This is a genomic window from Aeoliella fuhlenseeensis, from assembly GCF_052161615.1.
Classification (GTDB): Bacteria; Planctomycetota; Planctomycetia; order Pirellulales; family Lacipirellulaceae; genus Aeoliella.
The window spans coordinates 4288217-4314344 of the sequence record NZ_CP197417.1; the positions used below are offsets into that span (position 1 = coordinate 4288217).

Consider the following 26128-nt stretch of genomic DNA (forward strand, 5'->3'; position numbering starts at 1 on the left):
CAGACCGGGAAGGTAAACAACCATGAAAAATGTTGCTGCGGTAATTTTGGGGGGTGGTCGAGGGACTCGCCTTCAACCACTCACCACCCATCGCTCGAAGCCCGCCGTGCCGCTTGCCGGCAAGTACCGTTTGATCGACATCCCGATCTCCAACTGCATCAACAGCGGCATCAATCGCTGCTACGTGCTGACGCAATTCCTGTCGGTCAGTCTCCACAGCCACATCCGCGGCACCTATCGCTTCGATGCGTTCAGCGGCGGGTTGGTGGAAATCCTGGCCGCCCAGCAAACTTTGTCGTGCGACGACGACACGAGCTGGTACCAAGGGACCGCCGACGCCGTGCGGAAGAATCTTCGCTACTTCAGCGACCATCGCACCGAGTACGTGCTGATCCTTTCCGGCGACCAACTGTATCGCATGGACTTCGAGGCGATGCTCAAGACGCACCAGGAAAGCGGGGCCGCGATCACGATTGCCGCCAAGCCTGTCCACCGGCACGAAGCCAAGGGTCTGGGCATCATGAAGGTCGACGAGTCGGGCCGCATTACGGGGTTCGTGGAAAAGCCAACGACCAACGAGCAGCTCGACGAAGTCGCCATGGACCCTGCGTGGATCGACACACTGGGGGTCACCGCCAATGGCCGTGAGTGCATGGCAAGCATGGGTATCTACCTGTTCTCGGCCGACGTACTGGTGGACGCCCTGAATTCGACGAGCCATTCCGATTTCGGCAAGGAGCTACTCCCGCAAGCCATTGCCAAGCAGCACGTGCAACTTCATCCGTTCGATGGCTACTGGGAAGACATTGGTACGATTCGCTCGTTCTACGAAGCGAACTTGGCACTCTGCAAACCGGACGCCCCGTTCCAACTCGGAGGTTCGGCCGATCCCATTTACAGTCGCCCGCGATTTTTGCCCCCCACCCGTGCCGATGGGGCCGAGATCAAGAGCAGCCTGATCGCCGACGGGTGCACCATTCATCCCGGCGCAAAGATCGAGAACAGCATTATCGGCCTGCGGTGCCAGATTGGTTCGAATGTCACTATTCGCGACTCCATCGTCATGGGTGCCGACTACTTCGAATCGCCGGCCCAGGTCGCCCATAACGCGGCGACTGGCGGCACGTGGCTCGGCATTGGCGAAGGGGCCGTCATCGAGCAGGCAATCGTCGACAAGAACTGCCGGATTGGCGCGGGGGCCCACGTGTCGTTCCCGTCGGACGTGGATGTCGACCTAGACCTCGGCTGCTGCGTTCGCGACGGCGTGCTGGTGATTCCCAAGGAAACGGTGATTCCCCCGGGTTGGGTTCCTAAAAAGGCCTAATCGTCGCCGCAGAATCTGCCTATTTCTCCCAACCGCACCACGATTCGTCCGAACGTGGACGCCCTCCGCTGCGTATGGCATATTAGAAGCTAGCGACCGCGGCATGCACTTCAGGTGCGCCACGACCGATGGCCCTTCTTCCTACTAACTCACCATCATCAAAGACTTGGTCATGCGTATTTCGACCCTCGCTGGTTGCCTATCCCTCCGCAATATCGCCATGACAGGCATGGCGATCGTTGTCCTCTCGGCTAGTTCTGTTACCTTCTCGCAGCAGGTAGCGGACGAGGGAACGAAAGACGACACGCCCGAGATTGTGCCGCAGTCCGAGAGCATGGCGATCGAGGCCTACACCGGTCCCCCGATCTTCCTACCCGAGCCGCCCACGCCACCTGAAGCGACTCGCGTGGAGACCAAGGAAGTGACCGACTACTACGACCCCGAGACCAAAGAGCACCCCCGCGTAACGCGAACGGTGGTTCGGTTTTCGGACGACACCATGAAGAACGATGGCACCTACCGCGAGCACTACCCGGATGGTCAGGTGTTTGTGGAGGGCGAGTACCGCCTTGGCGCCCCGTCGGGCGAGTGGAAGTACTTCCACCCCGATGGTAAGCCCGCGAAGACCGTGACTTTCGAAGAGGGCAAGCCAACGGGCGAGGTCGAGATCCTGCGAGCCGATGGAACCGTCAAAGCGAAGCGCAGTTTCGCCGACGGCAAGCGGGCTGGCGATTGGACCTTGTTCGGCGACGAAGGAGAGCAGGTGATCATCGAGAGCCACTACGCCGATGGCAAGCCCGACGGCGTTTGGCAGGTTTGGTACCCTAACGGCAAACAGCGCCGGCAGATTCCTTTCGTGGAAGGCAAGCAGCATGGCACCGTCATCGAATGGGACGAAGAAGGCGTGAAGCGAGCCGAGGCGAGTTTCGACAAGGGGATTCGCAACGGCATCACTCGCCTGTGGAACCCCGATGGCAAGGTTTATGAACAACAGTATGAAGACGGTAAGCTGATTTCCACCAAGGAAATCAAGCCTTAAATCCGCAAGAACCCCTAGAAAACCTCGCCCAGCAGTCTGGCGGCCGGTTTTCCCAAGGGCTGTTAGCGCACTACAATACAGCGGCCCGGCACCCAGTGCTTGGGCCGTCTGTTTTTTTGAGAGAACTCGATCCTCCACACGGCCTCCGCGCCGCAGCATTGCCGCCATGTCGGATACCCCCAAGCCAAGTTCCACCAAGCCACCAGGCGAGCGCTCCGCCGGCAGCCCCAAGACACCCGGCAAGCCGGCCGGAGGCCGACTGGGACCGCCGCCAGGTTGGTTGCTCGTTGTGCTCATTTTGTTGAGCTTGCTGCTGCTCACCAATCCGCTGGGTGGCAAAGAAGAGAAAATCCCCTACTGGTTCTTCAACCAGCAAGTCGCCGCGGGCAACGTGAGCACGCTCGAAATCGCCGGTCAGACGGCCACCGGGGAATTCCGTGTGCCGCCGCTGAAGTCGGAACTGGCCGAAGCGATGGCCGCTCGCGCCGAGGCCGAAACCAAAACGCCCGAAGCCAAACCCGACGCGCCGTCAACGGAAGACACTGCGAAACCGCAAGCCAGTGGCGAAGTCGAAGAAAAGGGCGAGGCCAAGGAACAAGACGCAAGTGCGGATACGACGGAGGCAAGCGAGTCTGAAACAAAAGCAACTGACGAGCCTGCCAAATCGCCTGAAGCGACGAAACCGGAGGCCTTAACGCCCTCAGCGGAAGATAAGGCAGAAGCAGACAAACGGCTGCCGGCGAAGTTCGTCGTGACGCTGATGAGCCCTTACATCGAGAACGAGCTCGCCGAGTTCTGGTTGTCTCATGGCGTCGAGGTGCAGGCGAATCCGCCGACCGACTTCAGCGGCATCCTCTACATGGTGTGGTTCATCGTGTCGATCGCCTTTATCGTCGGCATCCTCTACTTCATGCGGCGCACGCGCGACCAGATGATGGGGGGAGGCATGTTGGGGGGCGTTACGCGCAGTCCTGCCAAACGCTATGAGCTCGGCGAAGGTCCGCACATTACGTTCAACGACGTGGCCGGGCTTGGCGGCGTGAAGAAGGACCTGCAAGAAGTTGTCGACTTTCTCAAAGATCCTGAACGCTTCCAACGCCTCGGTGCTCGAGTCCCGAAGGGCGTGCTGTTGATGGGCCCTCCGGGTACGGGTAAGACACTGCTCGCTAAGGCGGTGGCGGGTGAAGCGGGCGTGCCGTTCTTCTCGATCAGCGGGTCGGAGTTTATTCAGTTGTTTGTTGGCGTCGGTGCGAGCCGCGTCCGCGATTTGTTCAAGACCGCCAAGGCCGCGGCTCCGGCGATTTTGTTCATCGACGAAATCGACGCCGTGGGCCGCCAACGTGGTGCCGGCCTGGGTGGCGGGCACGACGAACGCGAGCAAACGCTCAACCAAATCCTCAGCGAAATGGACGGTTTCACTCCGACCACTAGCGTGATCGTCATGGCCGCCACGAATCGCCCCGACGTGCTCGACCCCGCGTTGCTGCGGCCTGGGCGGTTCGATCGGCACATTACCGTCGATCGGCCCTCGCTCGAAGCCCGCCGCGAGCTGTTCGAGGTTCACACCCGCGAAATGCCGCTGGCAGATGATGTCGATTTCGATCGACTGGCTCGTGCGACGGTGGGTCTGACAGGTGCCGACATCCGCAATCTGGCGAACGAGGCGGCACTCTGGGCTACTCGACATGACAAAAACAGCATCGGCATGGACGACTTCGAGTTCGCCCGCGACAAAGTGCTGATGGGGGCGACGCGTGACGAGGTGCTGACCGACGAGGAACGCCGCATCACCGCCTACCACGAGGCGGGCCACGCCGTTGTAGCGTGGAAGGTTCCTGGCAACGATCGCGTTCACAAGGTGACGATCATTCCTCGCGGCCGGGCACTTGGGGTGACGCAGCTCGTCCCCGCGGCCGATCGGCACAACATGAGCGAATCGAACATGTACGCCGCTCTCGCCATGGTGCTGGGTGGGCGTACTGCCGAGAAGATGGTGTTCGACGAGTACAGCGCGGGTGCCGAGAACGACCTGAAGCGCGCCAGTGAACTCGCGCGGCGGATGGTCACCCTGTGGGGCATGAGCGAACGGCTGGGCCCCGTCGCGTTCCAGCAAAGCGGCGACAATCCGTTCCTCGGGCGTGAGATCGTGCAGGAACATCGCCAGTACAGCGAACACACCGCTCAGGTGATCGACGAAGAAGTCGCCAAGATCCTGCACGCCGCGGCCGACCGCGCGAAGCGATGCCTGCACGAGTACCATGATAAATTGGTGGAGCTTTCTGAGGCGCTACTGGACCGCGAAGTGCTCGACGAGGACGCCATCGCTGAAATCCTTGGCGACTCGCCGAACCGCGCTCGCGCGGAACGCAGCATCGATATCGAGCCGCCGACACCAGTCACCCCTACCACTCGCAAGAAGTCTTAACCACCCCGCAACCATATGTCCGATACCGCTTCGCGCCCGGTCAGCCACGCTGTTTACTTCAAGCTCAAGGAGCCGACGACGGAGAACGTCCACGCCCTCGTGGCGGATATCAAGGACAAGCTCGACGGGCATCCGGGAGTGCTGGTGTTCAACGTCGGCGTGGTCGGTGCCGACTTTACGCGCCCGGTGAACGACAATAATTTCGAGGTCGCCCTATACCTGCTGTTCGAGAATCGTGCGGCCCACGACACCTACCAGGTTTCCGAGCGGCATCAGGCCTACATCGCGGGCAACAAGGAATCATGGGCGGCGGTGCGCGTTTTCGACGCCGAAGTCGTCTAAAACGCGTTTTTTCCGGGGTTTTCGACAGATTTCCTGCCCGAAAGTGGCGGTTTCTCTGAGCTACAATTGTGGGTCGCTCGCCAGCGGTGAGCCGCGTCCCTCGCGGGGTGGCGGTAAATCCGCTGCCACCATTCCTACCCGCCCTGCAGCTTGGCATTAGAATGCTACGTGGCGAGTGTGGTGCGGCGCGACGCACACCAATAGACGTTAACATCTTGATGAGCGAAACCACCTTTCTCCCCGAACAAGTTTTCAACCGCGAACTGAGCTGGTTGGAGTTCAACGCGCGCGTCCTTGAAGAGGCGCAGGACGAGTCGAACCCACTATTGGAACGCGCGAAGTTCCTGGCGATCTTTTCGTCGAACCTCGACGAGTTTTTTATGGTCCGCGTTGCGGGGCTTCGCGAGCAATCGTTCGGTGGCATCGCACCACAGGACGTCGCCGCCGACGGGCTCGACCCCATCGCGCAGATGCTCCACATATCGCATCGCACGAGGCAACTCGTCGCGGAGCAGTACGCCTGCTGGAACGAGTCGGTCGTGCCAAGCTTGGCGCGCGAAGGCATTCACATCCGTAGGCCCAGCGAACTAACTCCCGCTCAGCACAAGTCACTCGACAAGTTCTTCACGCAGCGCGTGTTTCCAGTGGTCACGCCGATGGCGATCGACCCCAGCCATCCAACACCACGCTTCCATAACCGCGGTTTGTACATCGCTGCGAATTTAAAGCGCCGCGAGGGTATTGGCCCCGCGAGCATGTTTGCGGTGGTGCAATTGCCGCAGGTGCTACCGCGGTTCGTGCCAATTGATCAAGATAGCGTCACCGATTTTGTGTTGCTGGAAGAACTGGTCGCCCACCGTCTATCGGACTTGTTCGGCGGATACGAGATTGTCGACCACGGTACATTCCGCATCACGCGCGATATGGACGTCGATCTGTTAGAGCAAGAGGGTGACGATGTCCTTCGCGCCATCGAAGCCCGCCTTCGCGCCCGCCAGCGTAGCGAAGCGGTGCGGCTCGAAGTTTCGACGTCGCTCAGCCGCACGCTGAGAAACATGCTGATTGGCAAGGAGCACATTCATAACGGCGGCGCGGTCGAGTCGCGGGGTTATGACGAAGTCTACGTGATCGATGGCATGCTCGACATGACGGGCTTGTTCGAGCTCGTCAAGCAAGTGAATCGCGACGACCTGTTCGACCCGCCGTTCACGCCCCGCATGCCTGAGGGATTGGGGTCGGGCAACGACTTGTTCGCGCGCATTGCCGAGCGGGACATCCTGCTGCATCACCCGTTCGACTCGTTCCGTCCGGTGGTGAGCTTCGTCCAGCAGGCGGCCCGCGACCCCAACGTACTGGCCATCAAGCAAACGCTCTACCGCACGAGCGGAGATAGCCCGATCATTCAGGCACTGATCGAAGCTGCCGAAAATGGCAAGCAGGTCACGGCGCTCGTCGAGCTCCAGGCTCGCTTCGACGAAGCGAACAACATCTCCTGGGCTCGGCAGATGGAACGTGCCGGCGTGCATGTCGTGTACGGCTTTATGGCCATGAAGACGCACAGCAAGCTAGCGATGGTCGTGCGGCAAGAGGGCAAAAAGGTCCGCCGTTACGTGCACCTCGGGACGGGCAATTACAATCCGACGACTGCCCTGCTCTACACCGACATTGGTCTATTCACTGCCGACCGCGACATCGCCGACGACGCGACGGCGCTGTTTAACTTCCTCACCGGCTACTCGCAAAACCAAGCGTGGAAGAAACTGATCGTTAGCCCGCTGGACTTGCACGACCGGACGATCGAATTAATCGACGAACAAGCCGAGCGCGCCGCAAACGAAAAGAAGGGTGCCCGGATCATTGCGAAGCTCAATTCGCTGGTCGACCCCGATACGATTGCCGCGCTCTACCGCGCAAGCCAAGCGGGGGTCGAAATCGATCTGATCATCCGCGGCATTTGCTGCCTGCGTCCGGGGCTGCCGGGACTCTCGGAGAACATTCGCGTTCGCAGCATTGTCGATCGGTTCCTCGAACACAGTCGCATCGCGATCTTCGGCACGGGCGACTCGCAGAAGGTATATGCATCGAGCGCCGACTGGATGCCTCGGAACTTCGAACGCCGCGTGGAGGTGATGTTCCCCATCGAGCATCCCGACCTCAAGCGCCGGATCGTCGACGAAATCATCCCGGTCTACCTTGCCGACAACCAACGCGCTCGGCTGCTCCGTGCTGACGGCACGTATGAAAAGTCGACGTGCCACGGTGGTGAAACACCGTGCCGCAGTCAGCTTACGTTGGTTGGGCTGCCGCTGCCGGCCGCAACGCCGCTTTCGCCAAAGTTGGTAGAAACACCCGCTAAGGAATTAAAATCGACCAAGCCTCGCAAAGACGCCAAGCCCAAGTCGCGGCCCAAGAAGCGGGCTTAACCGCTGCGTCACTTGCCAATACAGAATCGGCTGAAGACTCGGTCCAGCACATCATCGGTGTAAACGGCACCGGCGACTTGGCCCAGTTCGTCGAGGGCGATTCGAAGCTCGGCGGCGACGAGTTCTTCCGATTCACCTCCGCTGACGAGTTCGAGCGCGGCCGAAAGCGCGCCCATTGCGGACTGCAAGCTTCCTCGGCTTCGCTCGGCGGTGCTCGGAACTAGATCGCCGATCTGGTCCCCAAGCCGCTCAGCAATCGCCACCGCGAGTCGATCGAGTCCTTGCCCCGTGGTGGCACTCGTGGCCATGGAATCACTCGGACGTGTGCTCATCGACGACGTTCGATCGACTTTAGTGAGTATTTGAAGAACGCGAGCGTCAGGTCCACTTGGAAACTCGCCCGAGCTCGCTTCGCGACACTCCACGATGAGCTTGGCATTCTCGTACGCGGTGCGTCGCATGTCCTGAGCGTGCGTGCGGGGGGAGTCGGGTCCGGCAAGATCTTCGATGCCCGCGGTGTCGACGAGCAGGCAGTCGACTTGCGCGACCCGAATCGGGGCGTGCAAGGTATCCCGCGTCGCTCCCGGTTCTGGCGACTCGATCGCCTTGGCGAGCTGTGAGGTCGCGCCGTACTCGCGGACCAGGGCGTTGAACAAACTACTCTTCCCCGCGTTCACTGGCCCGGCGAGCACCACACGGGGCAATTCGTCGGCGACGCGTCGGTGGATGACTTGCTCGACGAGCTGCTCGACCACCTGCGAAATCGACAAGAGGCGACTTTGGAGCATCTCGGCCGAGATGAATTCGATGTCCTCGTCCGCAAAGTCGAGCCCTGCCTCCAGATCGGCCAGCAGGATCAACAGCTCTTCGCGAAGCTCGGCAAGCGGCGTTGCCATGCCGCCGGCGAGTTGTTTGAGCGCCGTTTGTAGTGCGGAGTCGCTCCCCGCATCGATCACACCGAGCACCGCTTCGGCCTGTGTCAGGTCGATTCGCCCAGCAAGGAACGCGCGTAGCGTGAACTCTCCGGGCTGGGCAAGTCTCGCCCCCGCCTGCATGGCCCGCTGCACCACCAGCGACAATAGCGGTGGCGAACCGACCGTGTGAATCTCGACGGTCGGCTGGCGGGCGAAGCTGCGGGTGCTCGGCCACACAAAGAGCGTGGCCGGGAGCTCCCGCCCATGATCAAATCGGACCGCAATGGCACAAGTGGTCGGTGCCCCGTCCTTCACTGGTAGCGACTTCGCCACCAGCTTTTCGGCAATGGCCACCGCATTCGGCCCCGTGATTCGCACGACTCCTCGCGCCGCTCCGCCCGAGGCGGAGGCGATCGCCACGATGGTGTCGTCGAGCTCCATGGCCGCCTACCGCTTCCGCTTGGCGCCCTTAGTCGGCTTCGGCAATGATTTGGGCGTACTCTTACGACGGGTCGGTGCGTCGTTAGCCGGGGTCGGCGTGATGCCACTCACTGCGATGTTCGGCTTGGGAATTAGCTTCCGCTCGGCCATGCCCCACAGGCTCGATGCGATGAAGTACAAGCACAGACCGGCAGCCACTTTGAAGAACAAGAAGCTCATGAAAATCATCATGTACTTCATCATTCGCTGCATCATCTCCTGCTGCTCGTCGGCCGGCGGCGGCATGAACATCTTCTGCTGCACCAGGAACAGTACCACCGTTACCAGCGGCAGGATGTTGATGTACGGCCCCAGGGCGAACATGCCTTCGCCGTTGAGGAACCACTGCGGCCAGAACCAGTTCCGCCAGCTAATGAACATGTCGGGGGCCGCGAGGTTCGAGCACCAATGCAGACCCGGAATCAACGGCGCTTCACGTAGGTCGACGTCGACGCTCAGTGCGCGGTACAAACCGATGAAGATGGGGAGCTGAATGAACATCAGCAAGCACCCGCCCATTGGGTTGTAATTGTGCTTGGCCCACAGCTCTTGCTGGGCTTTCACGCGAGCTTGCGGGTCGTCTTTATACCGTGCCGAGATGCGGTCCATCTCCGGCTTGAGCTCTTGCATCATCGCCATGTTCTTGGCCTGCTTGCGGCTCAAGGGGAACATGCAGCTTCGCACCAGCACCGTTAGCAGAATGATGGCGATGCCATAGTTCCGCACGATGCCGTAGAAGAACGACAAGATCGCGACCATCGCCTGTGGGATGTACAGTTGGCCGAACCAGCCGTAATACACGAAGCCACTAAGGGTGTAGCCTGCATTGACGGGCGAAGCGTACTCAGCGAGCAAAGCGGGGTGCTTAGGTCCGGCGAACATCCGGTTCAGGTGACTCTTGGCATCGCCTTCCTCTCCCGTGGCCGCCAGATTCAGCATGTTGCTCGTTAACTTAAAGCTCGCGTTCTGGTAGCGGAGTCGATGGCTGTTGTCCTCGTCGAACAAGGTGCTCGCCAAGTTCGGCTCAAATCGCGAATACCATTTGGCATCTTCCGATTCGACCTGCGGAATGATCGCCGCAGCGAAGTACTGCGCGTCGACGCCCATGTAAGCGAGCGACTGGCCATCTCCAAATGCCGAGACATCGCCGGTGGCGATATTCCGACACGCGAAGTCTTGCTCGCTGTAGCCATACGCTCGCACCACCACGTCGCGAATGCCATAGCTCGACCAGCTACGCCCGACCTTTTGCGAGAACCAAAAGCCTTCGATAGGCAGACCATTGGGGCCTTGGAGCGTGTAGCTCACTTGTTGCGGCGTCGCGAGCAGATTCTTCACCTCGACATCCACGTCGACGTGATACGCCGCGAAGTCGCGATTGCTTTGCTCTTTGGCGTCCACCGGCACGATGGTGAAACGCTTGATGACTTCCACACCAACATCGGGAAGCACCATGTTGAACGTCAACTTGTCCGCTTGGCTATCGTCGACGCCCCAAACGCCTTTGGCCAACTGCTCGTTGGCCTTGGCGAGCACGTCCGCCGGCACTTCGTTCGGACCCACCTTCCGTAGCTGAAGCTCCATCGAAGGGTGCTGCTCGAACCCCTGGGGTAGCTGCTTGCTGTGGAGGAAAATGTTCTCTTCTTCGGGGCGGATCAAATTGAGTGGCTTGCGAATCAGCACGGCCTCAAGCGACTTCGCCTGCCCGCTCCGAAGCAGCTCCACGGTGATGCTGTCGCCGGGATCGGTGCGGGCCAGCAGTTCGTTGAACTCGATGACGGTCGCGAGCTTCGTGGCTTCGCCGCGCGGTAAGGTCACAGACGTGATCAGATCGCCGCGAACGATGCCGGCAACCGCGGCGGGGCTACCGGGCGTGACCACTTGCACCTCAAGTCCGTCGGCTTGCTCCAGCAACTCCATCTCGCCGAGATAACCGGTGAGATCATGCAGGTCGCGATAACGCGGACTAGAAAGCTCCACACGCTGAATCGTCGCGCCGTGACTATCGAACACCGCCGCGAAGCGGTATGGCCCCGCCGGATCGATCGAACCCAGTGTCAGATACGGGGGCGAGTTCACCACCGGGGCCACGATGGGTGCTGCGGCGGGTTGCTCGCCCTCGGGTTGCTCCGCGTCCCCCTCCTTGGCATCCTGGCCTTCGCCTTGCGCTGCGACTGCCGCGTCCTTCTCGCCTTCGGCCACTTGACCCTGTGCGGCGTCATCGCCCTTGGGTTTCACAGGGACGGGCCGGCCAAAGAACGATTGCCACATTAGGATGATGGCAAACGAGGCCGCAAAAAAGGCGAGGTATCTCCGGTCCACTTGGGTTATGTCCTTCGCGTCGTATGAATTCGTGAGTGCAGGGCGGGCAGCTTGGGGTGCTAAGTCAGCACCTGCTCGAAAGCAACTCTCGCTGCATAGGTTATTCGCTTGGCACCATCGGTTCGCCTACCAATGGCTTTCGCTCGGCAATGGCGAATCTTTGGGCCCCCGGGGATCAGCGACCTTGCTTGATGCGATCGCCCAAGAAGTTGTCGAGGTCCGGGATGTTGTAGATCTTGTTGGCGGTCACGTCGCGATCGTAGTCCACGCGGTGGAACGTCACCTGGTGGTCTTCCTGCACGACGTAGCACGATCGGTTGTCGCCATCGCGGGGCTGCCCCACCGAGCCGACGTTGATCATGAATTTCTGATCGGTCACGTGGTACACGTAGCTCGTCTCTTCGGGCGAGACAAAGTTGCGGCTCTCGGTAAACACCCCGGGGACGTGCGTATGGCCTTGGAAACAACCGAGCGTGATCAAGCCAAACAGCTTGTCCATCTTCTTCTGGTTGTAGATGTCCTCGGGAAACACGTACTCGTTCACCGGATTGCGGGCCGAACCATGCACGTACAACCAGTTGCCATCGCGATGCACGCGAGGCAGCGCGCCGAGGAAATCCCAGCGAAGGTCCGTGGCATCGCGGTCGCCGGTGCCATTCTCTAGTTGGCTGCGGGTCCAGAAGATGGCCCGCTCGGCACCGCTGTTGAACCCTTCTGGATCGAACAGGGCACCTTGGTCATGGTTGCCCAGAATGCAAACCGCGGTGTGCTTGATCACCAGATCCAGGCACTCGCATGGATTGGGTCCATAGCCGATAATGTCGCCGAGGCAAAAGATCTCGGTGACCCCTTGGCCACGGATGTGCTCGAGCACGGCTTTGAGTGCTTCAAGGTTGCCGTGAATGTCGCTGATGATCGCCCGCTTCGTCACGCGTTGTGCCTCGCACCATTAGGTTCAGACTTCACTCGCCCGCGGTCGTATCCCCGTGTGCGGAACAGAACGGTAACTATACTCGAAAACGCCGGTCGACCCTAACCCCAAGCCGTACAGGGGTTACCGCCAATCGAGGAGTTCGCGAACTCTACCGAACCGCGTGGTGGGTCGGCCGAGAAACCCTCAAATCTAAGCGCCCTTTGGACTTGCGTCAAGTCGCACATCATGCCTCAATCCCTCCTCCTGGCGCTCGAAACTTCCGGCTGGACCGCTTCGGTAGCTTTGCTCGAAGACGGGAAATTGGTGGCCGAACGCCTGACTCCAGCCGAGGAGCGGGTTGCCCAGTCGCTACTGCCCACCATTCATCAACTTCTCCGGGCCGCAAACGTCACTCCGCGTGACTTGTCGGCCATCGCCGTTGCCAGCGGTCCGGGCTCGTTTACGGGACTGCGGATTGGCGTCACCGCGGCCAAAACCCTGGCGTTCGCGACAGGGGCAAAGTTGGTAGCCGTCAACACACTGGATGCCCTCGCCACCCAAGCCAGCGATGCAACGGGCGAGCCGATTTGGGCTGCGCTCGACGCCCAGCGGGGCGACGTGTTTGCCGCTGTGTACCAACGAAGTGATCTTGAGCAACTGGGCGAGTCCGATCCAACGCAATTGCTTTCGGGCGACCAGTGGCTGGAACGGCTCACGGCCGGTTCGCTTATCGTCGGGCCTGTCATCGCGCGGTATCGCGAGCGACTACCGGCGGGAGTAAACGTCGCGCCGGAGCCATTGTGCCAACCGATGGCGGGGGCGGTTGGGCTCTTGGGCTACGACATGCTCGCCCGCGGACTCACTTGCGATCCGTTTCAATTGGTGCCGCGTTACCACCGCCAAAGCGCTGCGGAAGAAAAAGCCGCCGCCGCAAAGCTCACTTAGCTATAGCCCCTTGAGCACTTCTTCGGCCGCCGCGATCGTGTTGTCGATGTCGTTTTCGTTGTGTGCCGCCGAGACGAACAGCGCCTCGTACTGGCTGCACGGCAGATAGACGCCGCGGTCCATCATCCCCCAGAAGAAGTCGGCGAACCGCTTCGTGTCGCACTTGGCGGCCGACTTCCAGCTCGTCACCGGCTCGCCGCTAAAGAACAGCGTCAACATGCTTCCCACGCGCGCGAGCGTGAAGGGCAAACCCGACTTCTCAGCCGCCGCTCGAAGCCCCGTCTCCAATCGTTCGGAGAGCATTTCCAGCCGCTCATAGGGTGGAGCATCGCGAAGCGTGCGGAGCGTCGTGGCCCCGGCCGCGGTTGCCAATGGATTACCGCTGAGCGTACCGGCTTGAAACACTTTTCCCTCGGGAAGCACGTGGCTCATGATTTCCGCGGACCCTCCATAAGCACCCACGGGCAGACCACCACCGACAATTTTGCCGAGCGTCGTGATATCGGGCTTGATGCCGAGCAGCTCCTGCGCTCCGCCGGGCGCTAAGCGAAAACCAGTCATCACTTCGTCGCATATCAGCAGCGTTCCGTGTTGCTTAGTGACACTGTGCAACGCAACCAGAAACTCCTTGGTCGGCAGCACTACGCCCATGTTGCCGCAAACCGGTTCGAAGATGACGCCCGCAATGGTGCTGCCATGCTTGGCGAACGCCGCTTCCAGCCCCTCGGCGTCGTTGTACTCCAGCACGACCGTGTCGGCCGAGGCACCCGCCGTGACGCCGGGCGAGTTCGGCACGGCAAGCGTCGCCGCCGCGCTTCCCGCGGCCACCAACAGGCTATCGACGTGGCCGTGATAGTTGCCGGCGAACTTCACGATCTTGTCACGCCCCGTCACGCCGCGCGCCAGCCGAATGGCGCTCATCGTCGCTTCCGTCCCCGAGTTCACCAGCCGCACCTTCTCAATGCTGGGCACCAACTCGATGATCAACTCGCAAAGCTCGTTCTCTCCGACGGTCGGCGCGCCGTAACTCGTGCCGCGACCAATCGCCGCGGCGAGCGACTCCACCACCGGCGGATAGGCGTGCCCCAGAATCATCGGGCCCCACGAGCCTATGTAGTCGATGTACTGGTTGCCATCGACGTCGAACAGGTAAGCCCCCTCGGCATGGTCGATGAAAATCGGCTCGCCACCCACGGCCCCAAACGCCCGCGCGGGACTATTCACTCCGCCGGGCATCAAAGTCTGGGCGAGCGCGAACGCGTCATGGCTCTTTGGGCGTATGGCAACGGGGGGCATTACGTAGTTCCTTTACTTTCTCTGACTCGTGGCACATCAATGTCTAATTAGTTTCTTGTAGAAGCATCCGCGCGCGTCCGACAACCTCTGCCGCCCACGCATCGCCGGCGTAAAGATCGACGATCGCTTGGCAAATCGCCTTCGCTTCTGCCGGCTTCTCGGTCGCCATTGCCTCGGCCGCGGCGAGCCTCGCGTTGAGCGTCGCCAAATCAACGCGGCGCTGCTTGGCGATGATTTCGTCGAGCTGTGCCAGCTGCCGGCGCGCCAGTTCCAAGACCGCCCCGATTCGCTGTCGCTGTTTAGCCGAAATCGATTTGTCGGAGTCGACCCCTTCGTACAGCGCGAGCAAGCTCCGCAGTTCCGCCGCCGCAGTTGTCGGCGAGCTGTCCGACTTGGCAAACGCCGCCAAGTACAACCGCTCGGCCGTGTTCAGCCCCGCGCCGTCCCCCCTGCCCCGAGCGAGCACCGCGAAGCGGCGCTGCTGGCGGTCGAGATCCAGTTCGTCCTGGTAAGTACGTAGCGTATCGGCACGCGGGTCGTCGGCGAATCGCGTGACGAACTCGTCGATCTCCTTCGACTTGCTCCGCAAGTCCTCGACACTCGGATCGGCCGAGCTCGCGTGAATGCGGGAGTAGAGCTGGTCCGCCGTGTAAGGTTGCGTAAGTTGGTACGCGCCCCACCCCGCCGCCACGGCGAGCGCCACCAAACCCACCGCCGCCGCGATCACCGATGGCGAAGTCGCTTGCCGCGTGCGCGTCCCTTCGAGGTCTACCGTCGTAAAATGCTTGACGCCCGGCCCCGTCAGCGATGTGGCCAATGGCGCCGGCTCGTAGCGACTATCGACCGTCTCGGCGTTACGCATCGCGGTGGGCACGACATCAATGTCAATTGAATCCCCCACCTCGTCGGCCACCTGCCCGGTTGCTGCCTGCGTCGCATCGAGATCCACCGGCAGCTTCGAGCCCTTCTTCGCCACTCCATCGTCACCCGGCATCGGCTTCGAGTGATCGAACGGCCGCGACAACGCCCGACGCATCGCCTCCAAATGCCGCGACAACACCATCGTGTTGGGGAAGCGATCCTCTGGATCCTTTTTCAGCAGCTGCGCGATGCAGTTCTCCAGTTGCTCCGGCGCATCGGGCGCATAACGTCGCACCGGTTCGGGCTCGGCGAACCTCTGCAACTGAAGCATCTCCGGCAAGCTCCGCGCTCGAAACGGCGGACGTCCCGCCAAGAGCGCGAACATCACGCAGCCCAAACTGTACTGATCGCAACTATCCGTCACCGGCCGGCCATCCGCCTGCTCGGGCGACATGTAATCCGCCGTCCCCAGCACACCACCGGCCATCGTCAGCTGCGTCCCACCGAACAGCCGCGCGATGCCAAAGTCGGCTAGCTTCACGTGCTCGTCTTTGTCCAGCAGAATGTTCGCCGGCTTGATGTCGCGATGGATGATGCCGTGATCGTGAGCGTGCTTCAGCGACTTGCAAACCTGAATCGCAATGTCGACCACCTCGCGCCAAGTGAACCGCCGCCCCGCCTTCAGCTCTTCTTCCAGGCTGCGACCGTCCACCAGCTCCATCGCGTAGAACAGCGTCCCCTCCTGCTCGCCATAACCATACAGCCGCACGATGCCCGGATGCTTCAGCGTCTTGAGCGTCTCGATCTCGGCCTCGAATCGCTCGCGAAAGCCCTCGCTGGTTGCTAGCTGTGGCGCGAGCGCCTTGATCGCGGCCACCTCGTGCGTCTCGACGTTCTCGCCACGATACACCGACCCCATGCCCCCTTTGCCGAGGCGGGGTCCGATCTTGTACGGGCCGAGCTGATCGAAATCCATGGACGCCTTCGTAGGAGACGGAACGGGGGTCGCGGCGAAATGGAGTTTTCCATCGCCGCGCGAGCGAACTTTCATCGTACCTTCCCACGCCAGCCCTTGCTAGCAAGCGTGCGTTGACCTTGAGCCCGCCGGCTCGATGCCGTAAAAGCCGCCGTGAATCTCTCCGCACAATCGGATGCATCAGGTCATCAAACCATGAACCGCTTGCTAACACTTATCGCCCTCTTGCTAGCAACCCTCGCCACCAACGCCGCCTCGTCGGCCAAGGTGCTCGACGAGCCCTACAGCGTTTGGGTTGGGCCCACGGGTGCCAAGGTCTACAGCGGGCCGGGCACCGATTATTACGGCACGCAGCAACTGCCCGAGGGAACCGAGTGCCAAGTGTACGAGGAACTTCGCGACGGCTGGCTCGCCGTGCGCCCGCCGGAAGGAAGCTACAGCCTCGTGCTCCGCTCCGCGCTCGGCGAAGTCGAAGAGGGTCTCGCCGAAGTCATTCGCGACCAAACTCCGTCGCGTATCGGCAGCGTCGTCTCCGATCAGTTCGGCTCGGTTCACATCCGCCTCGAAGCGGGCGAAGTGGTCACCGTGCTCGATCGCCAAGGCTCGACCAACTCGCAGTGGGTCACCATCGCGCCACCCGCCGGCGAGTTCCGCTACGTCCGCGCGACCGACGTCACCCACGCCCCCGCGCGCCGCGTCGCGCAGCTCGAAGGTGCCGACAAATCCGAAAACTGGCGCGGCATAGAGGTTGATACCGTAGTCGAACCCGCCGCCACCGCGTCCACGGACAGCGCCGACGAAACCATCCGCGTCGTTACCCACGACGAGCCGACCACCGCCCCCGCCGCTACCACCACCTTGGCACCGGCACCCGCATCGCCCCCATTGGGATCAGCACCGCTGCCACTCGATGCCCCGTTCGCCAAGAAGCTCGACCACCTCGAGGTCCAACTCTCACGCCGTGTCGCCGGCCCTGCCAACTTGTGGGTGTTCGACGACCTCGAACGCGAAGCGGCACTCTTGATGAGCCAGGCGTCGACCGCGCCCGAACAACAAGCGATCACCAGCATCGCCGATCGCCTGCGCCGCTTCTCCGCCATCGGCGATCGCTATCGTTCGAATGGTGCCGCCCTCGCCGCCAGCGCGAACCTTCCGCCCAGTAGCACCACCCCCACCAACAGCCGCCCCGGCAACCTCGCGACCGCCGCCAGCGACATCACGCCTGACACGGGCGTCGGCGGATTCGACGCGGTCGGCGTGCTCCGCCCCGTTGTGTCGAAGAATGGCAACGCCCCGCCGTACGCCCTGGTCGACGACTCGGGCAAGATAGTCACGTTCATCACCCCCTCCCCCACGCTCAACCTGCAACAAATGCTCGGCCAGCGCGTCGGCGTCAACGGCACCCGCGGCTTCCTCCCCCAATACCAAAACCGCAACATCCAAACCGCCCGAGTAGCCCCCGTCGACGGCGCCGTAAGAAGATAACCGCCCCCAATCCTCCCCGTGTGCCACTGCTGGCTCGTCGAGCTTCACCACCCAACTCGACTCCGAACCACCAATCAATCCCACCACTCACCGCGACCCCGCCCAAAAACCAGCAGTGCCTTGATTCCCCCTTCCTCCTTCCCCCTTCCGACTTCCCCCTTTTCCAGCCCCCAGCCCCCAGCCCCTAACCCCCAATCCTCACCAACTTCCCCTTCCTCTTCACCACGTTCTTATAATCCCACTGAATCTCGCGCGACTTCGCGAGCCACCGCTTGAGCTCCCCCGGCTTCACCTGGCTCACGTCGGTGTAAAGGATCGACGCGTCCTTAAACTTCCCCGTCCCGGGTTGAAGTTTCTCCTCGTCAAAATCGGCCCCGCTCCAAAACATCAGCCGCACCCCCGCCTTGAGCTTGCTGTAGCCGACGATCGGATTGCCCTCGAGGAACCAGACAGGATGCCGATGCCAAACCTTCGCCTCGGCCTCCTTGAGCCCCTTCGAAATCTCCACGGCGAGCCGCTCACAAACCTCCCGCTCCCCGGGTGAGAGCGACTCATGGTAAACGGCGATATCGGGGTGCATGGTGAACTCGGAGTGAGCGATGGCAGAGAGTTCCTAGCAAACAACATCATTTTGCGTGATGGAGGCGGGGCAAGTCCGACGTCGCAAGCCTTCATGCGCCCAAGCTCCATCTGAAGCGCTTCGTCACAAAGTTCCCTACCTTTTCATTCATCGAATTGGGTTCTTAGCCGTCAATTCGATTTGTTGCAGTAAGCCGGTTCGAATCTCATTGTAGATTTCAATGTCCACTTCTGCAGCAACCTCAAGCGAGACAGCTAAACCATAATTGACGGGAGCTTCGAAGGCTTGAGCATCCACTTTACAGCCCACTTTTATCTCAAGGGTGTCCCCTTGAGTGATGGCAATAGCGTTTGTGCCCGTAAAAATCTCGTGTTGAACGGTACCGCGTTTGACTGCATGGTGATCTGCTTCCTGGCGCGCACCAGTAAGGCGATTGCCTTTAATATCAAACCATAGGCGGGCTGCTCTATAGCGTTGATTTGTAGGGGCAACAGGTGTTAGCCAAGCTAGCGTCACCGTCAATTTTCGTGGCGTCTTCTTCGCGCCTAATCCTGGAGGTAGGGGCATCTTGTACGAGTGTCCCTGGTCCGCGACTAACGAACCGAAGCCCAAAAGGGTGGCACGCTGCCCGGTACACTCCAAGACTCGTTGAATGTCTGGCACCCCGTAACCTAGTAGACGATTGATCGCATACCGTCGGCCTCGTGTCTGCATCTCACCGTCCAGAATCTGCGCAAGGCGCTCCCCTGCATGCCCCCATTGGCTTGAGTGGATTAGTAATGCCTTTAGCAATGCAGGTGCAAATGCGTCGGTAGGCTGATCAGGAAGCTGCTCGGCGAGAATATCCTCTAGCACTTCGTAGGCGATTCCCAGATTCCTTGTTACCAGCGCGGCTGAATTGCTTGTTCCCCTGCAGAAACCCGTCCTGTCATTTTCGCCAGGCAAGGAACCGGGGACAGCCGTTTGCTGTCCCGGTGCCCGGCGGGAACTATTGCACGTGATGGCGTGCCCGGATATTGAGTGATCATAAAGAAGGCGGCCACCGGGGTAGCAGACGTCTGGCTTTATCGCTCGTCGGTACCCTCCACCGAAGGAGGCGATCGGGCTAGGGAGTGGGGCGTTAAAGACTTCGAACAGATTGCCCGTGTGCGTTTCTCCACTCAAGTCTTGGTGAATTGCGTTAACCGTCACGCCGTTTATTGCCTCTGCGGGAGACAGAATGCGGCGATGTCGTGCTTGCCTGTAAAGCGCCCTGAAGGTTAACTCCTGTCGCTCTTCTTCGCTCATTGCTGCGAGCTCTGAACGGTTGACGCCTAGCTCAATGTCGGCATGTTGGTTCCCCGCACTTATCACAAAAAGTACGTTGTACTTGTGGCTTATCCAATCGATTAACCGAGCTAGTGGACTCACCATCTGAAGAAATGGTCGACTACGATCACCGATTGATAGATTGATTATTCTAACCGTTTCTGCCGCGGCAGGTTCGCCAGCTTCACCTTCAAATAGGCGGCGAATTGCCCGATGTAGGTAATCGATCGTCAAGCGATCCGAAGGCATCGCCTCCAGATTTGAAGACGACGGCGAAGGCTCAGGTGCCATCACTGGCCGCACGTAGATGGGACGAGCAAGTGGCGAGTTCTGCTCGGAAAGGTCGCCCCACACCACTAACGAACACATGCTCGTTCCGTGATTTCGATCTCGCACCGGGTAGTTCGGAGAAAGGTCATCCGGATCATCGATGATTAGCCGGTCTTGAAGCAACACGTGATTTTCAACCGGAAGACCATCGAATACTGCAATGACAGGCAAGCCGCTGGGGTATTGCGGCGTTACGCTCGTAAGCACTGATTGGAATGATTGTTCATCTCCAGGCTTCCCAACGAAAAATTGCCCTGTTGGGCGAAAGAACATGATGCTGTCACATTTGACAAGTTCCGTCGCCCGATGTGATATAATGTGTTCGACGGAAGCTCGAGGTAGTTCAATGAGAACCGCATGGTATGCAATTGCCCCGATCTCACATGCTTGAAGTACTCTTCCGCCAGCGCTGGCAACACTTCTTTCGACCTCTGCTTGCGCGGCATTTCGCAGTTCAGGCGATTTGCGATACCAAAGCTCAACCTCTGTCCGAACCGGTTCATCTGGAAAGTGCTGAAGGTCTTCTTCCCAGTACTCCAGTGCGCCGCTATCGATGAGGCGATCCTGAATATCCCATCGCCGAATGGCGTGCAGTTTGTCGAACACATCCCGAAGCGATGTTAATCCCCGTGGCCACACGATATCTGGATCCGATCGATATCGCCCCCACAAAGTCAGCAACTGGTCCATCGCAGTCTGATTGCTGAAGATAAGGTAAAGCCGCCCGACCAATGTCTTTTCAGTGCGATCTCCCTTCGTGTTCAAGCTGTAAAAGTCGTCATCCGGCGCGATATCATCGATTTCGATTTCACCGAGCCACTCCAGTCCTTCAAGGGTTCGTACGGCGGTGGCGAAGTTCTCAACGCTGCCGATTGTTTCGATAACAATGGCTTGGCTTGGATCGATACCATTGGAAGTGGCTTGGACTTCCGCAAGCCGACTCTCAAATGCGTGCTTCAACTCGCGCAACACCGGTGCAAGGCGTGCCCCTTGGCGGCCGTGGGCTGGACTTACAAACTTATCTCTTGAAGAGGTGCCGCTTTCCAGCCCAATCACAGAGGGTTTCGGAAAGATAAGAAGGGGCCATTCTGCCATTAAGTGCAATCTCCATCGCCGGCGATGTTCCCGGCGGATCGGCTTTTCCAAGTTGAGAGAGTTGCTTCAACGGCCATATCCATACTTGTAGCTGGGAGGCCCAGGACGTAAGTCCGCATCGCGCTCAAGGCAAACTCTTCCGCCTCAGCGAAATTTGCTCCGCGAAGTTTAGTCGCGAGGCGATCCGGTGAAACACCGAGTGGTTGTTTGGTGCGTTCCTCGAATCTGGTAAACCATTGTGCGAGTTGCTTGTGAGTGGGCATGGGGAGTTCGACACGCACCTGAAAGCGTCGCCATACTGCACGATCGAGTAACTCGGCGTGGTTAGTGGCACCGATTACAATGACGTGACTCGGCAAGTCATCGACCTGTAGCAATAGCGAGCTGACTATGCGCTTGATCTCGCCAGTATCGTGGGAATCGCCACGCTCCTTTGCTAGTGTCTCCACTTCGTCAAAGAATAGGACGCACTTTCGTTGTTTAGCAACTTCAAGCATTTTCCGAAGACGAACGGCTGTCTCACCAAGATATGCTCCTACAATCGCGTCATAGCGGACTTGGAGCAAGGGGACCATCAGGGCTTCTGCCAACGCTTCGGCAAGCGATGTCTTCCCATTCCCTGGAGGGCCGACGAACAGCAATCTATTTCTAGGCTCCAGGCTATAGGAGCGCAGCAGATCGACACGATAATGTTCTCTAATTACCTCTCGGATGACTTTGTTGACGTCCGCGGGTAAGATCAATTCGTCTAGTTTGCGCTCGGGCAACTTCTCGAAAAAAAAGCTACTTCCCTTCGAATCGATAACCCGGTTGCCGTTGACTGCTCCCACGTGCGAATCGACGCTAGGATAGTCAATTTGCGGAATCGTCAGTAACTCTCCTAAACGACCAGCCAAAACCGTGTGTTTCTTGGCATTTTCCTCCGCAATGAGTGCCTCAACTGTCCGGCGAAAGCGGGCATGGTCACCGGCCATGCCGTAGGATACCAAGTCGGTTAAAAGGTCGGCGCGGGCCATCGCTATCGCAGTAATTGGGTGCAGTTTGCGGGGAGAGTGCTAATTATCAGTCCATTGTCCCATTCTTGCTGGTAACGACAAGGCCGTTCATTCATCGGCGAATTCGAATAAGACTGAACGCTGAGTGACTTTAACGCGCCTGAACACCCGTCATCGACCATCCCCCAGCATCCCCCAACATCCCCCACATACGCCCTCAACTCCGCCAGCTTCCCCTCCCGCACTCACCAAACATCACAGTACTCGTAGCGGGTCCAGTGGCCGGACTCGGCCCAAGAGTTCGATCTCGCCGAGCGCGCGGGCGGTGTCCGCTTCGGCGATCAGCTGGGTGACCGTGAAGCGTGGGGGTTCGACGTGAGCCGGCACGAACGATGGCGGGGACGCCAAGAGTTTTGATCTCGTCGTTCCCCCTGCCCTGCGTCCCAGAATACTACTAACTCCGCCCCCTCGGGAAACGTGGCAAACGTAGCCGGCGCCTGCGGCTGGGCGTGAAACGATACGGCTCCTTCGCTTAGCCGTTTTGGCGCTAGCCACGGTTCGTTCTGGATCAACCGCGGCTAGCGCCGTGCGGCTAAGGGTATCGCGTGCGGGTACGGCGTATCTCGCTCACGCCCGACTGTCGCGGTAGCGCATGACCGAGGTGGCGGTCATGCCGTGGACGAACACCGACAGGACCACCGTGAACGCGCAGGTCGACCATAGCAGATCGGCTTCGGCGAACGAGCCTTCGTCGACGCCGTACGCCAGGTAGTACAAACACCCGATGCCGCGGATGCCGTAGAAGCTGGCGATCCATTGGTCGAGCCGCGAGAGACGCCGATCGCCCACCAGGCCAATCATCCCCGCCACGGGGCGGACCACAAACACAATCAAAAGACTCACGACCACGGCTTGCCAGGTGAGCGCGCCGAGCAGGCCACCCGCAATCGCGCCCCCCAAGGCGATCATGATGCCGGTCATGAGGAGTTGTTCGGACTGTTCGGCGAAGATGTGCAGCGAGCGGTGCGACTGGTGCGTGCTCTCCCAATGACGAATGGTGAGCCCGCCGATGAACACGGCGAGGAAACCATAGCCACCCACGCATTCGGTCGCGGCGTAGAGCAGCAGCGTGCCGGCCAGGGCTCCGACGCCGATCTTCATCTTCTCGGTTTCGGTCTCGGCCGGAAGTCGCAACAGCACCTGAGCCAGCACCCACCCCACCGCCACGCCCACCGCAATGCCAACGGCGATCCGATAAACCACATCCACCAGAAGCCACTCGACGAGCCAATTCAAGGGCGACGCTTGGCCCTCGGTCGCCATGACGAGCGCCAAGTAAGTGAACGGGAAGGCGAGCGAGTCGTTGAGCCCCGCCTCGGAGGTGAGCGTGAAGCGGAGCTCTTCTTCTTTATCTTTCTTATCGTTCTGACTTTCTTTGTTCCCCTCGCCCGTGCTCTTTTCGGTGTCCTCCTGAGTGGCCTCGTCGACACCGATGTCCTCTTCGACTTCTTCTTCGGGCCCTTCGACCTGAACGTCCGAGGCGAGCACGGGATCGGTCGGAGCGAGTGCCGCGGCAAGCAGGAGCGCGGCGGCCGGCGACAGGCCCAGCATCCACCAGCCGAGCACCGCCACGCCGGCGATGGTGAGCGGCATGCAGATCCCCAGCATTCGCCAAGTGGTGCTCCAAGTCCGCCAACTTGGTCGCCGGGCGATCTTCAGCCCGACGCCCATCAGCGAGATGATCACCCCGATCTCGGTCAGATGAACCGCCCAGGCACGGTGTTCGAGCGGGTCGGGCGCCGTAAGCCCCAGCGGCAGTGCGAACGCCACGAACCCGAGCACCAGGGCCACAATGGGAAACGAAAACGGAAGCCCCTCGATCCGCGGCAACAGCGTCGCCAGCCCCAGCACCCCCAGCCCGAGCACCAGCAGCGTGAGGTCGTAGGCTTCCAGCAGGTGAAGCGTGTCCGTGATTTCGATCATGCGCGGAGGTCCGTGGGGAGCGAGGGTCCGAAACGCGCGTACCGTGAGCGTGTTCACGTGGTGTTCCTACTGGCGGGGAAGTACCGGAGCAATTCCCATGCCCGATAGGGACACCCAACTCCTACTCCCCCCCACTAGTCCCCAGCCCCCAGCCTCCAGCCCCCAAACTATTTCCACTTTTTTCGAGAAAGTGACTAGAAAGCGCGCTCGACATGTGTTCTCATGTGCATATTCCACTAAGTGGTGGTTTTATGTGCATTTGATACTGGTTTTATAGGGGGTATGCGAAAGAGTGGATTTCAGCGTGTCATTCCGACAGGAGTGGAGCGACTGAGGAATCTGCGCTGCGCCGGGAGGTAACGCGGTCACTTTTTAAGGTCTGCGTAAGGAACGTTTCAAGAAGTGGCGATGCGAACGATGCGGCAAGCAAGATTTCTCGGTCGCGCCATTTTCTTCAGAACGGAGCTCCTGTCGAAATGACACGCAGAGGTCCTGGGCAACGCGTGAATTGCCGCACGCGGCGCGGAGCTTGATACGGCCTACGTCGATTGCATTCCGCCTTCCGAATTCGAAATGTCGCACCTGCGGTTGACCCCTGCGACTTTATTCCACGGCAAGCCTTCAAGAACCAACGAGTAACCCCTTACCAAACAACCACTTAAATCAACACTCCCGCAGGGAGAGAAAGGAGTAAAGTCGCAGTCAATGAAATAACAGCGAACCGCGACATTAAACGACGAGCGAGAACGGGGCGGCGGCTGGTTACTTCAGCTTGCTACGCAGCGTCTCGGCTTGCTCGGCCACGCGGGGATCGGTGTCGCGAATGACCAGTTCGAGCAGCTCGGCAATCGTCTGGCGATTCGCCGTGGTGCTGAGGGCACCAATCGCAGCCGCACGCACCTCGCCCGCGGGGTCGCGAGCCAAGTGCCACAGCCAAGCATTCGGATCCAACCGCGGCGACGTGAGCACCTGGCTCACCAGGGCAAGTCGATCGGCGGTGCTCGCCGAGGTCATCATCCGCGCATCGAGCGGCGTCACGAGCCCGTAGCCGAGACGCTTGAGCTCCTTACTCGCCGCCGCCTGTGCGACCTCGTCGCCCGTCGCCAGTTTGACAAACCACTTGCGATCGCCCGGCTCTTGTTCCTCTTCGAGTTGCTGCAGCTCCTCGGCACGTCGCTGAGTGCTCGCAGCGTGAGCCGGAACGCGAAGCGGGTTTCGCTCGCCGAGTTGGGCTCCGGACCATTCCGGATTCCAAGTGTCGGGCGTGGCGGGTAGTTCGTCGAGCGACATCGGCGGAACCTCTCCGAGCTCGGGCGTGCTGGCGACTACTTTGTCGCCATCGGCGGTTGGTGGCTCGAGGGTTGGTGGCGTGAAGTCGATGGTGCGGGGCTCCATGGCGAACTCGGTCGCCACGGGCTTAGGTGGGGGAGGAGCTAGCGTCAGTTGGTACTGGGGGTCCGCTTCGAACAGAGGAGCAGACTCCTGCACCGGCAAACTCGCCAGAGCTCGATCGCACACGTCCAAGTAGGGCAAACGATCGGCGAGACGCTGCTCCTGAGCCAGTGCCAGCAAATCGATCAGCACCCCACGCGCCCATCGCTGTCCGCTAGCACTCATGGCGGGCAAGTGAGACTCGAGAGCCTCGGCCATCGGGAGTGCGTGCGGGCGGAGCTCGAAGGTGCTGGGATGCAAATAGGCTTCTTGCATCCAAGCGTCGACGAGCTTGCCGATCTCGCGGCGAGCAGCGAGTGCTACCGCCGAACGCGAGGAGGTCGATGCGCGAACGAGCGCTGGATAAGCGGTGCCATCGAATGCCGCGAGCTCCTCGACGAGTCTGGCAGCAGTGCGATCGTCGGACTCGGCGATGCGACTCGCGAGCCGCTCAACCACGATCCACTTGCCGGTGCGAGTAGCGACAACCACCAACGCCACGGCTGCTAGCAACACGACGAGCGTGCGAAGGAGCAGCGGGCGGTAGGTGAGGACATAGCGGACCATGCTGGCGGATTCTTCCGCTAACGCTGCGTTGCTGCAATAGCAACTCGGCGTTCGGCGGGCCGCGGCGAAGCGGGGTACTTGCGTGCTGTCACTC

The 26128-nt window shown here is 60.4% G+C and carries 18 protein-coding genes; 7 read left to right on the forward strand and 11 right to left on the reverse strand.

All coding sequences use genetic code 11. The annotated features are described in order from the left end of the window. Positions 1 to 22: 22 nt before the first annotated feature. The 5 genes from SH292x_RS16740 (at position 23) to ppk1 (ending at position 7553) form a co-directional block, all read left to right on the forward strand. Positions 23 to 1324 (forward strand): glucose-1-phosphate adenylyltransferase, encoded by a 1302-nt coding sequence (locus SH292x_RS16740; protein WP_442482157.1) that lies wholly within the window; start codon positions 23 to 25, stop codon positions 1322 to 1324. A 172-nt stretch (positions 1325 to 1496) separates the two neighbouring features. Continuing rightward, a complete protein-coding gene (locus tag SH292x_RS16745; protein WP_442482158.1) occupies positions 1497 to 2363 on the forward strand; it encodes a toxin-antitoxin system YwqK family antitoxin in 867 nt (288 codons plus the stop codon). A gap of 166 nt (positions 2364 to 2529) precedes the next feature. Next, positions 2530 to 4788 carry an ATP-dependent zinc metalloprotease FtsH gene (ftsH, locus tag SH292x_RS16750; RefSeq protein ID WP_442482159.1) on the forward strand — a complete coding sequence of 753 codons (2259 nt, stop codon included), beginning with the start codon at positions 2530 to 2532 and terminating at the stop codon, positions 4786 to 4788. Positions 4789 to 4803: 15 nt separating this feature from the next. Then, positions 4804 to 5130, forward strand: a complete 327-nt coding sequence (locus SH292x_RS16755; RefSeq protein WP_442482160.1) for a Dabb family protein — start codon at positions 4804 to 4806, stop codon at positions 5128 to 5130. Positions 5131 to 5348: 218 nt separating this feature from the next. After that, a complete protein-coding gene (ppk1, locus tag SH292x_RS16760; protein ID WP_442482161.1) occupies positions 5349 to 7553 on the forward strand; it encodes a polyphosphate kinase 1 in 2205 nt (734 codons plus the stop codon). A gap of 8 nt (positions 7554 to 7561) precedes the next feature. Here the strand turns inward: ppk1 and SH292x_RS16765 are convergent, their stop codons facing one another. From SH292x_RS16765 to SH292x_RS16775, 3 genes are all read right to left on the reverse strand, one after another. Then, a complete protein-coding gene (locus SH292x_RS16765) occupies positions 7562 to 8908 on the reverse strand; it encodes a tRNA modification GTPase (RefSeq protein ID WP_442482162.1) in 1347 nt (448 codons plus the stop codon). Between the two features lie 6 nt (positions 8909 to 8914). Next, positions 8915 to 11218: a YidC/Oxa1 family insertase periplasmic-domain containing protein gene (locus SH292x_RS16770; RefSeq protein WP_442482163.1), complete on the reverse strand. Its 2304-nt coding sequence runs from the start codon at positions 11216 to 11218 to the stop codon at positions 8915 to 8917. Positions 11219 to 11444: 226 nt separating this feature from the next. Beyond that, positions 11445 to 12200: a metallophosphoesterase family protein gene (locus tag SH292x_RS16775; RefSeq protein WP_442482164.1), complete on the reverse strand. Its 756-nt coding sequence runs from the start codon at positions 12198 to 12200 to the stop codon at positions 11445 to 11447. Between the two features lie 228 nt (positions 12201 to 12428). Between SH292x_RS16775 and tsaB the strand changes: the two genes are divergently transcribed. Beyond that, positions 12429 to 13127, forward strand: a complete 699-nt coding sequence (gene tsaB / locus SH292x_RS16780) for a tRNA (adenosine(37)-N6)-threonylcarbamoyltransferase complex dimerization subunit type 1 TsaB (RefSeq protein ID WP_442482165.1) — start codon at positions 12429 to 12431, stop codon at positions 13125 to 13127. Here the strand turns inward: tsaB and hemL are convergent, their stop codons facing one another. Then, positions 13128 to 14423: a glutamate-1-semialdehyde 2,1-aminomutase gene (gene hemL / locus SH292x_RS16785; RefSeq protein ID WP_442482166.1), complete on the reverse strand. Its 1296-nt coding sequence runs from the start codon at positions 14421 to 14423 to the stop codon at positions 13128 to 13130. A gap of 43 nt (positions 14424 to 14466) precedes the next feature. Further along, positions 14467 to 16335, reverse strand: coding sequence for a serine/threonine-protein kinase (locus tag SH292x_RS16790; protein ID WP_442482167.1), 1869 nt, complete (start codon positions 16333 to 16335; stop codon positions 14467 to 14469). 120 nt (positions 16336 to 16455) lie between these two features. On the opposite strand from SH292x_RS16790, the gene SH292x_RS16795 reads away from it, so the two are divergent. Next, positions 16456 to 17745: a hypothetical protein gene (locus SH292x_RS16795; RefSeq protein WP_442482168.1), complete on the forward strand. Its 1290-nt coding sequence runs from the start codon at positions 16456 to 16458 to the stop codon at positions 17743 to 17745. 184 nt (positions 17746 to 17929) lie between these two features. Here SH292x_RS16795 and SH292x_RS16800 read toward each other — a convergent pair whose 3' ends face one another. The 6 genes from SH292x_RS16800 to SH292x_RS16825 form a co-directional block, all read right to left on the reverse strand. Then, a complete protein-coding gene (locus SH292x_RS16800) occupies positions 17930 to 18325 on the reverse strand; it encodes a hypothetical protein (RefSeq protein ID WP_442482169.1) in 396 nt (131 codons plus the stop codon). 147 nt (positions 18326 to 18472) lie between these two features. Then, positions 18473 to 21058 (reverse strand): S8 family peptidase, encoded by a 2586-nt coding sequence (locus SH292x_RS16805; protein WP_442482170.1) that lies wholly within the window; start codon positions 21056 to 21058, stop codon positions 18473 to 18475. Beyond that, a complete protein-coding gene (locus tag SH292x_RS16810; RefSeq protein ID WP_442482171.1) occupies positions 21058 to 22074 on the reverse strand; it encodes an AAA family ATPase in 1017 nt (338 codons plus the stop codon). The genes SH292x_RS16805 and SH292x_RS16810 overlap by 1 nt, the downstream gene beginning before the upstream one ends. A gap of 234 nt (positions 22075 to 22308) precedes the next feature. Then, complete coding sequence (locus SH292x_RS16815) at positions 22309 to 22461, reverse strand: hypothetical protein (RefSeq protein WP_442482172.1); 153 nt, start codon at positions 22459 to 22461, stop codon at positions 22309 to 22311. A 219-nt stretch (positions 22462 to 22680) separates the two neighbouring features. Further along, positions 22681 to 24036: a cation:proton antiporter gene (locus SH292x_RS16820; protein WP_442482173.1), complete on the reverse strand. Its 1356-nt coding sequence runs from the start codon at positions 24034 to 24036 to the stop codon at positions 22681 to 22683. A gap of 762 nt (positions 24037 to 24798) precedes the next feature. After that, positions 24799 to 26034, reverse strand: coding sequence for a hypothetical protein (locus SH292x_RS16825; protein WP_442482174.1), 1236 nt, complete (start codon positions 26032 to 26034; stop codon positions 24799 to 24801). Positions 26035 to 26128: the final 94 nt, after the last annotated feature.

Excerpts from the sequence above, each read along its gene's own strand:
- SH292x_RS16740 (WP_442482157.1), top strand. The coding sequence starts at position 23 with ATGAAAAATGTTGCTGCGGTAATTTTGGGGGGTGGTCGAGGGACTCGC.
- SH292x_RS16745 (WP_442482158.1), top strand. The coding sequence starts at position 1,497 with ATGCGTATTTCGACCCTCGCTGGTTGCCTATCCCTCCGCAATATCGCC.
- ftsH (WP_442482159.1), top strand. The coding sequence starts at position 2,530 with ATGTCGGATACCCCCAAGCCAAGTTCCACCAAGCCACCAGGCGAGCGC.
- SH292x_RS16755 (WP_442482160.1), top strand. The coding sequence starts at position 4,804 with ATGTCCGATACCGCTTCGCGCCCGGTCAGCCACGCTGTTTACTTCAAG.
- ppk1 (WP_442482161.1), top strand. The coding sequence starts at position 5,349 with ATGAGCGAAACCACCTTTCTCCCCGAACAAGTTTTCAACCGCGAACTG.
- SH292x_RS16765 (WP_442482162.1), bottom strand. The coding sequence starts at position 8,908 with ATGGAGCTCGACGACACCATCGTGGCGATCGCCTCCGCCTCGGGCGGA.
- SH292x_RS16770 (WP_442482163.1), bottom strand. The coding sequence starts at position 11,218 with ATGTGGCAATCGTTCTTTGGCCGGCCCGTCCCTGTGAAACCCAAGGGC.
- tsaB (WP_442482165.1), top strand. The coding sequence starts at position 12,429 with ATGCCTCAATCCCTCCTCCTGGCGCTCGAAACTTCCGGCTGGACCGCT.
- hemL (WP_442482166.1), bottom strand. The coding sequence starts at position 14,423 with ATGCCCCCCGTTGCCATACGCCCAAAGAGCCATGACGCGTTCGCGCTC.
- SH292x_RS16790 (WP_442482167.1), bottom strand. The coding sequence starts at position 16,335 with ATGAAAGTTCGCTCGCGCGGCGATGGAAAACTCCATTTCGCCGCGACC.
- SH292x_RS16795 (WP_442482168.1), top strand. The coding sequence starts at position 16,456 with ATGAACCGCTTGCTAACACTTATCGCCCTCTTGCTAGCAACCCTCGCC.
- SH292x_RS16800 (WP_442482169.1), bottom strand. The coding sequence starts at position 18,325 with ATGCACCCCGATATCGCCGTTTACCATGAGTCGCTCTCACCCGGGGAG.
- SH292x_RS16805 (WP_442482170.1), bottom strand. The coding sequence starts at position 21,058 with ATGGCAGAATGGCCCCTTCTTATCTTTCCGAAACCCTCTGTGATTGGG.
- SH292x_RS16810 (WP_442482171.1), bottom strand. The coding sequence starts at position 22,074 with ATGGCCCGCGCCGACCTTTTAACCGACTTGGTATCCTACGGCATGGCC.
- SH292x_RS16820 (WP_442482173.1), bottom strand. The coding sequence starts at position 24,036 with ATGATCGAAATCACGGACACGCTTCACCTGCTGGAAGCCTACGACCTC.
- SH292x_RS16825 (WP_442482174.1), bottom strand. The coding sequence starts at position 26,034 with ATGGTCCGCTATGTCCTCACCTACCGCCCGCTGCTCCTTCGCACGCTC.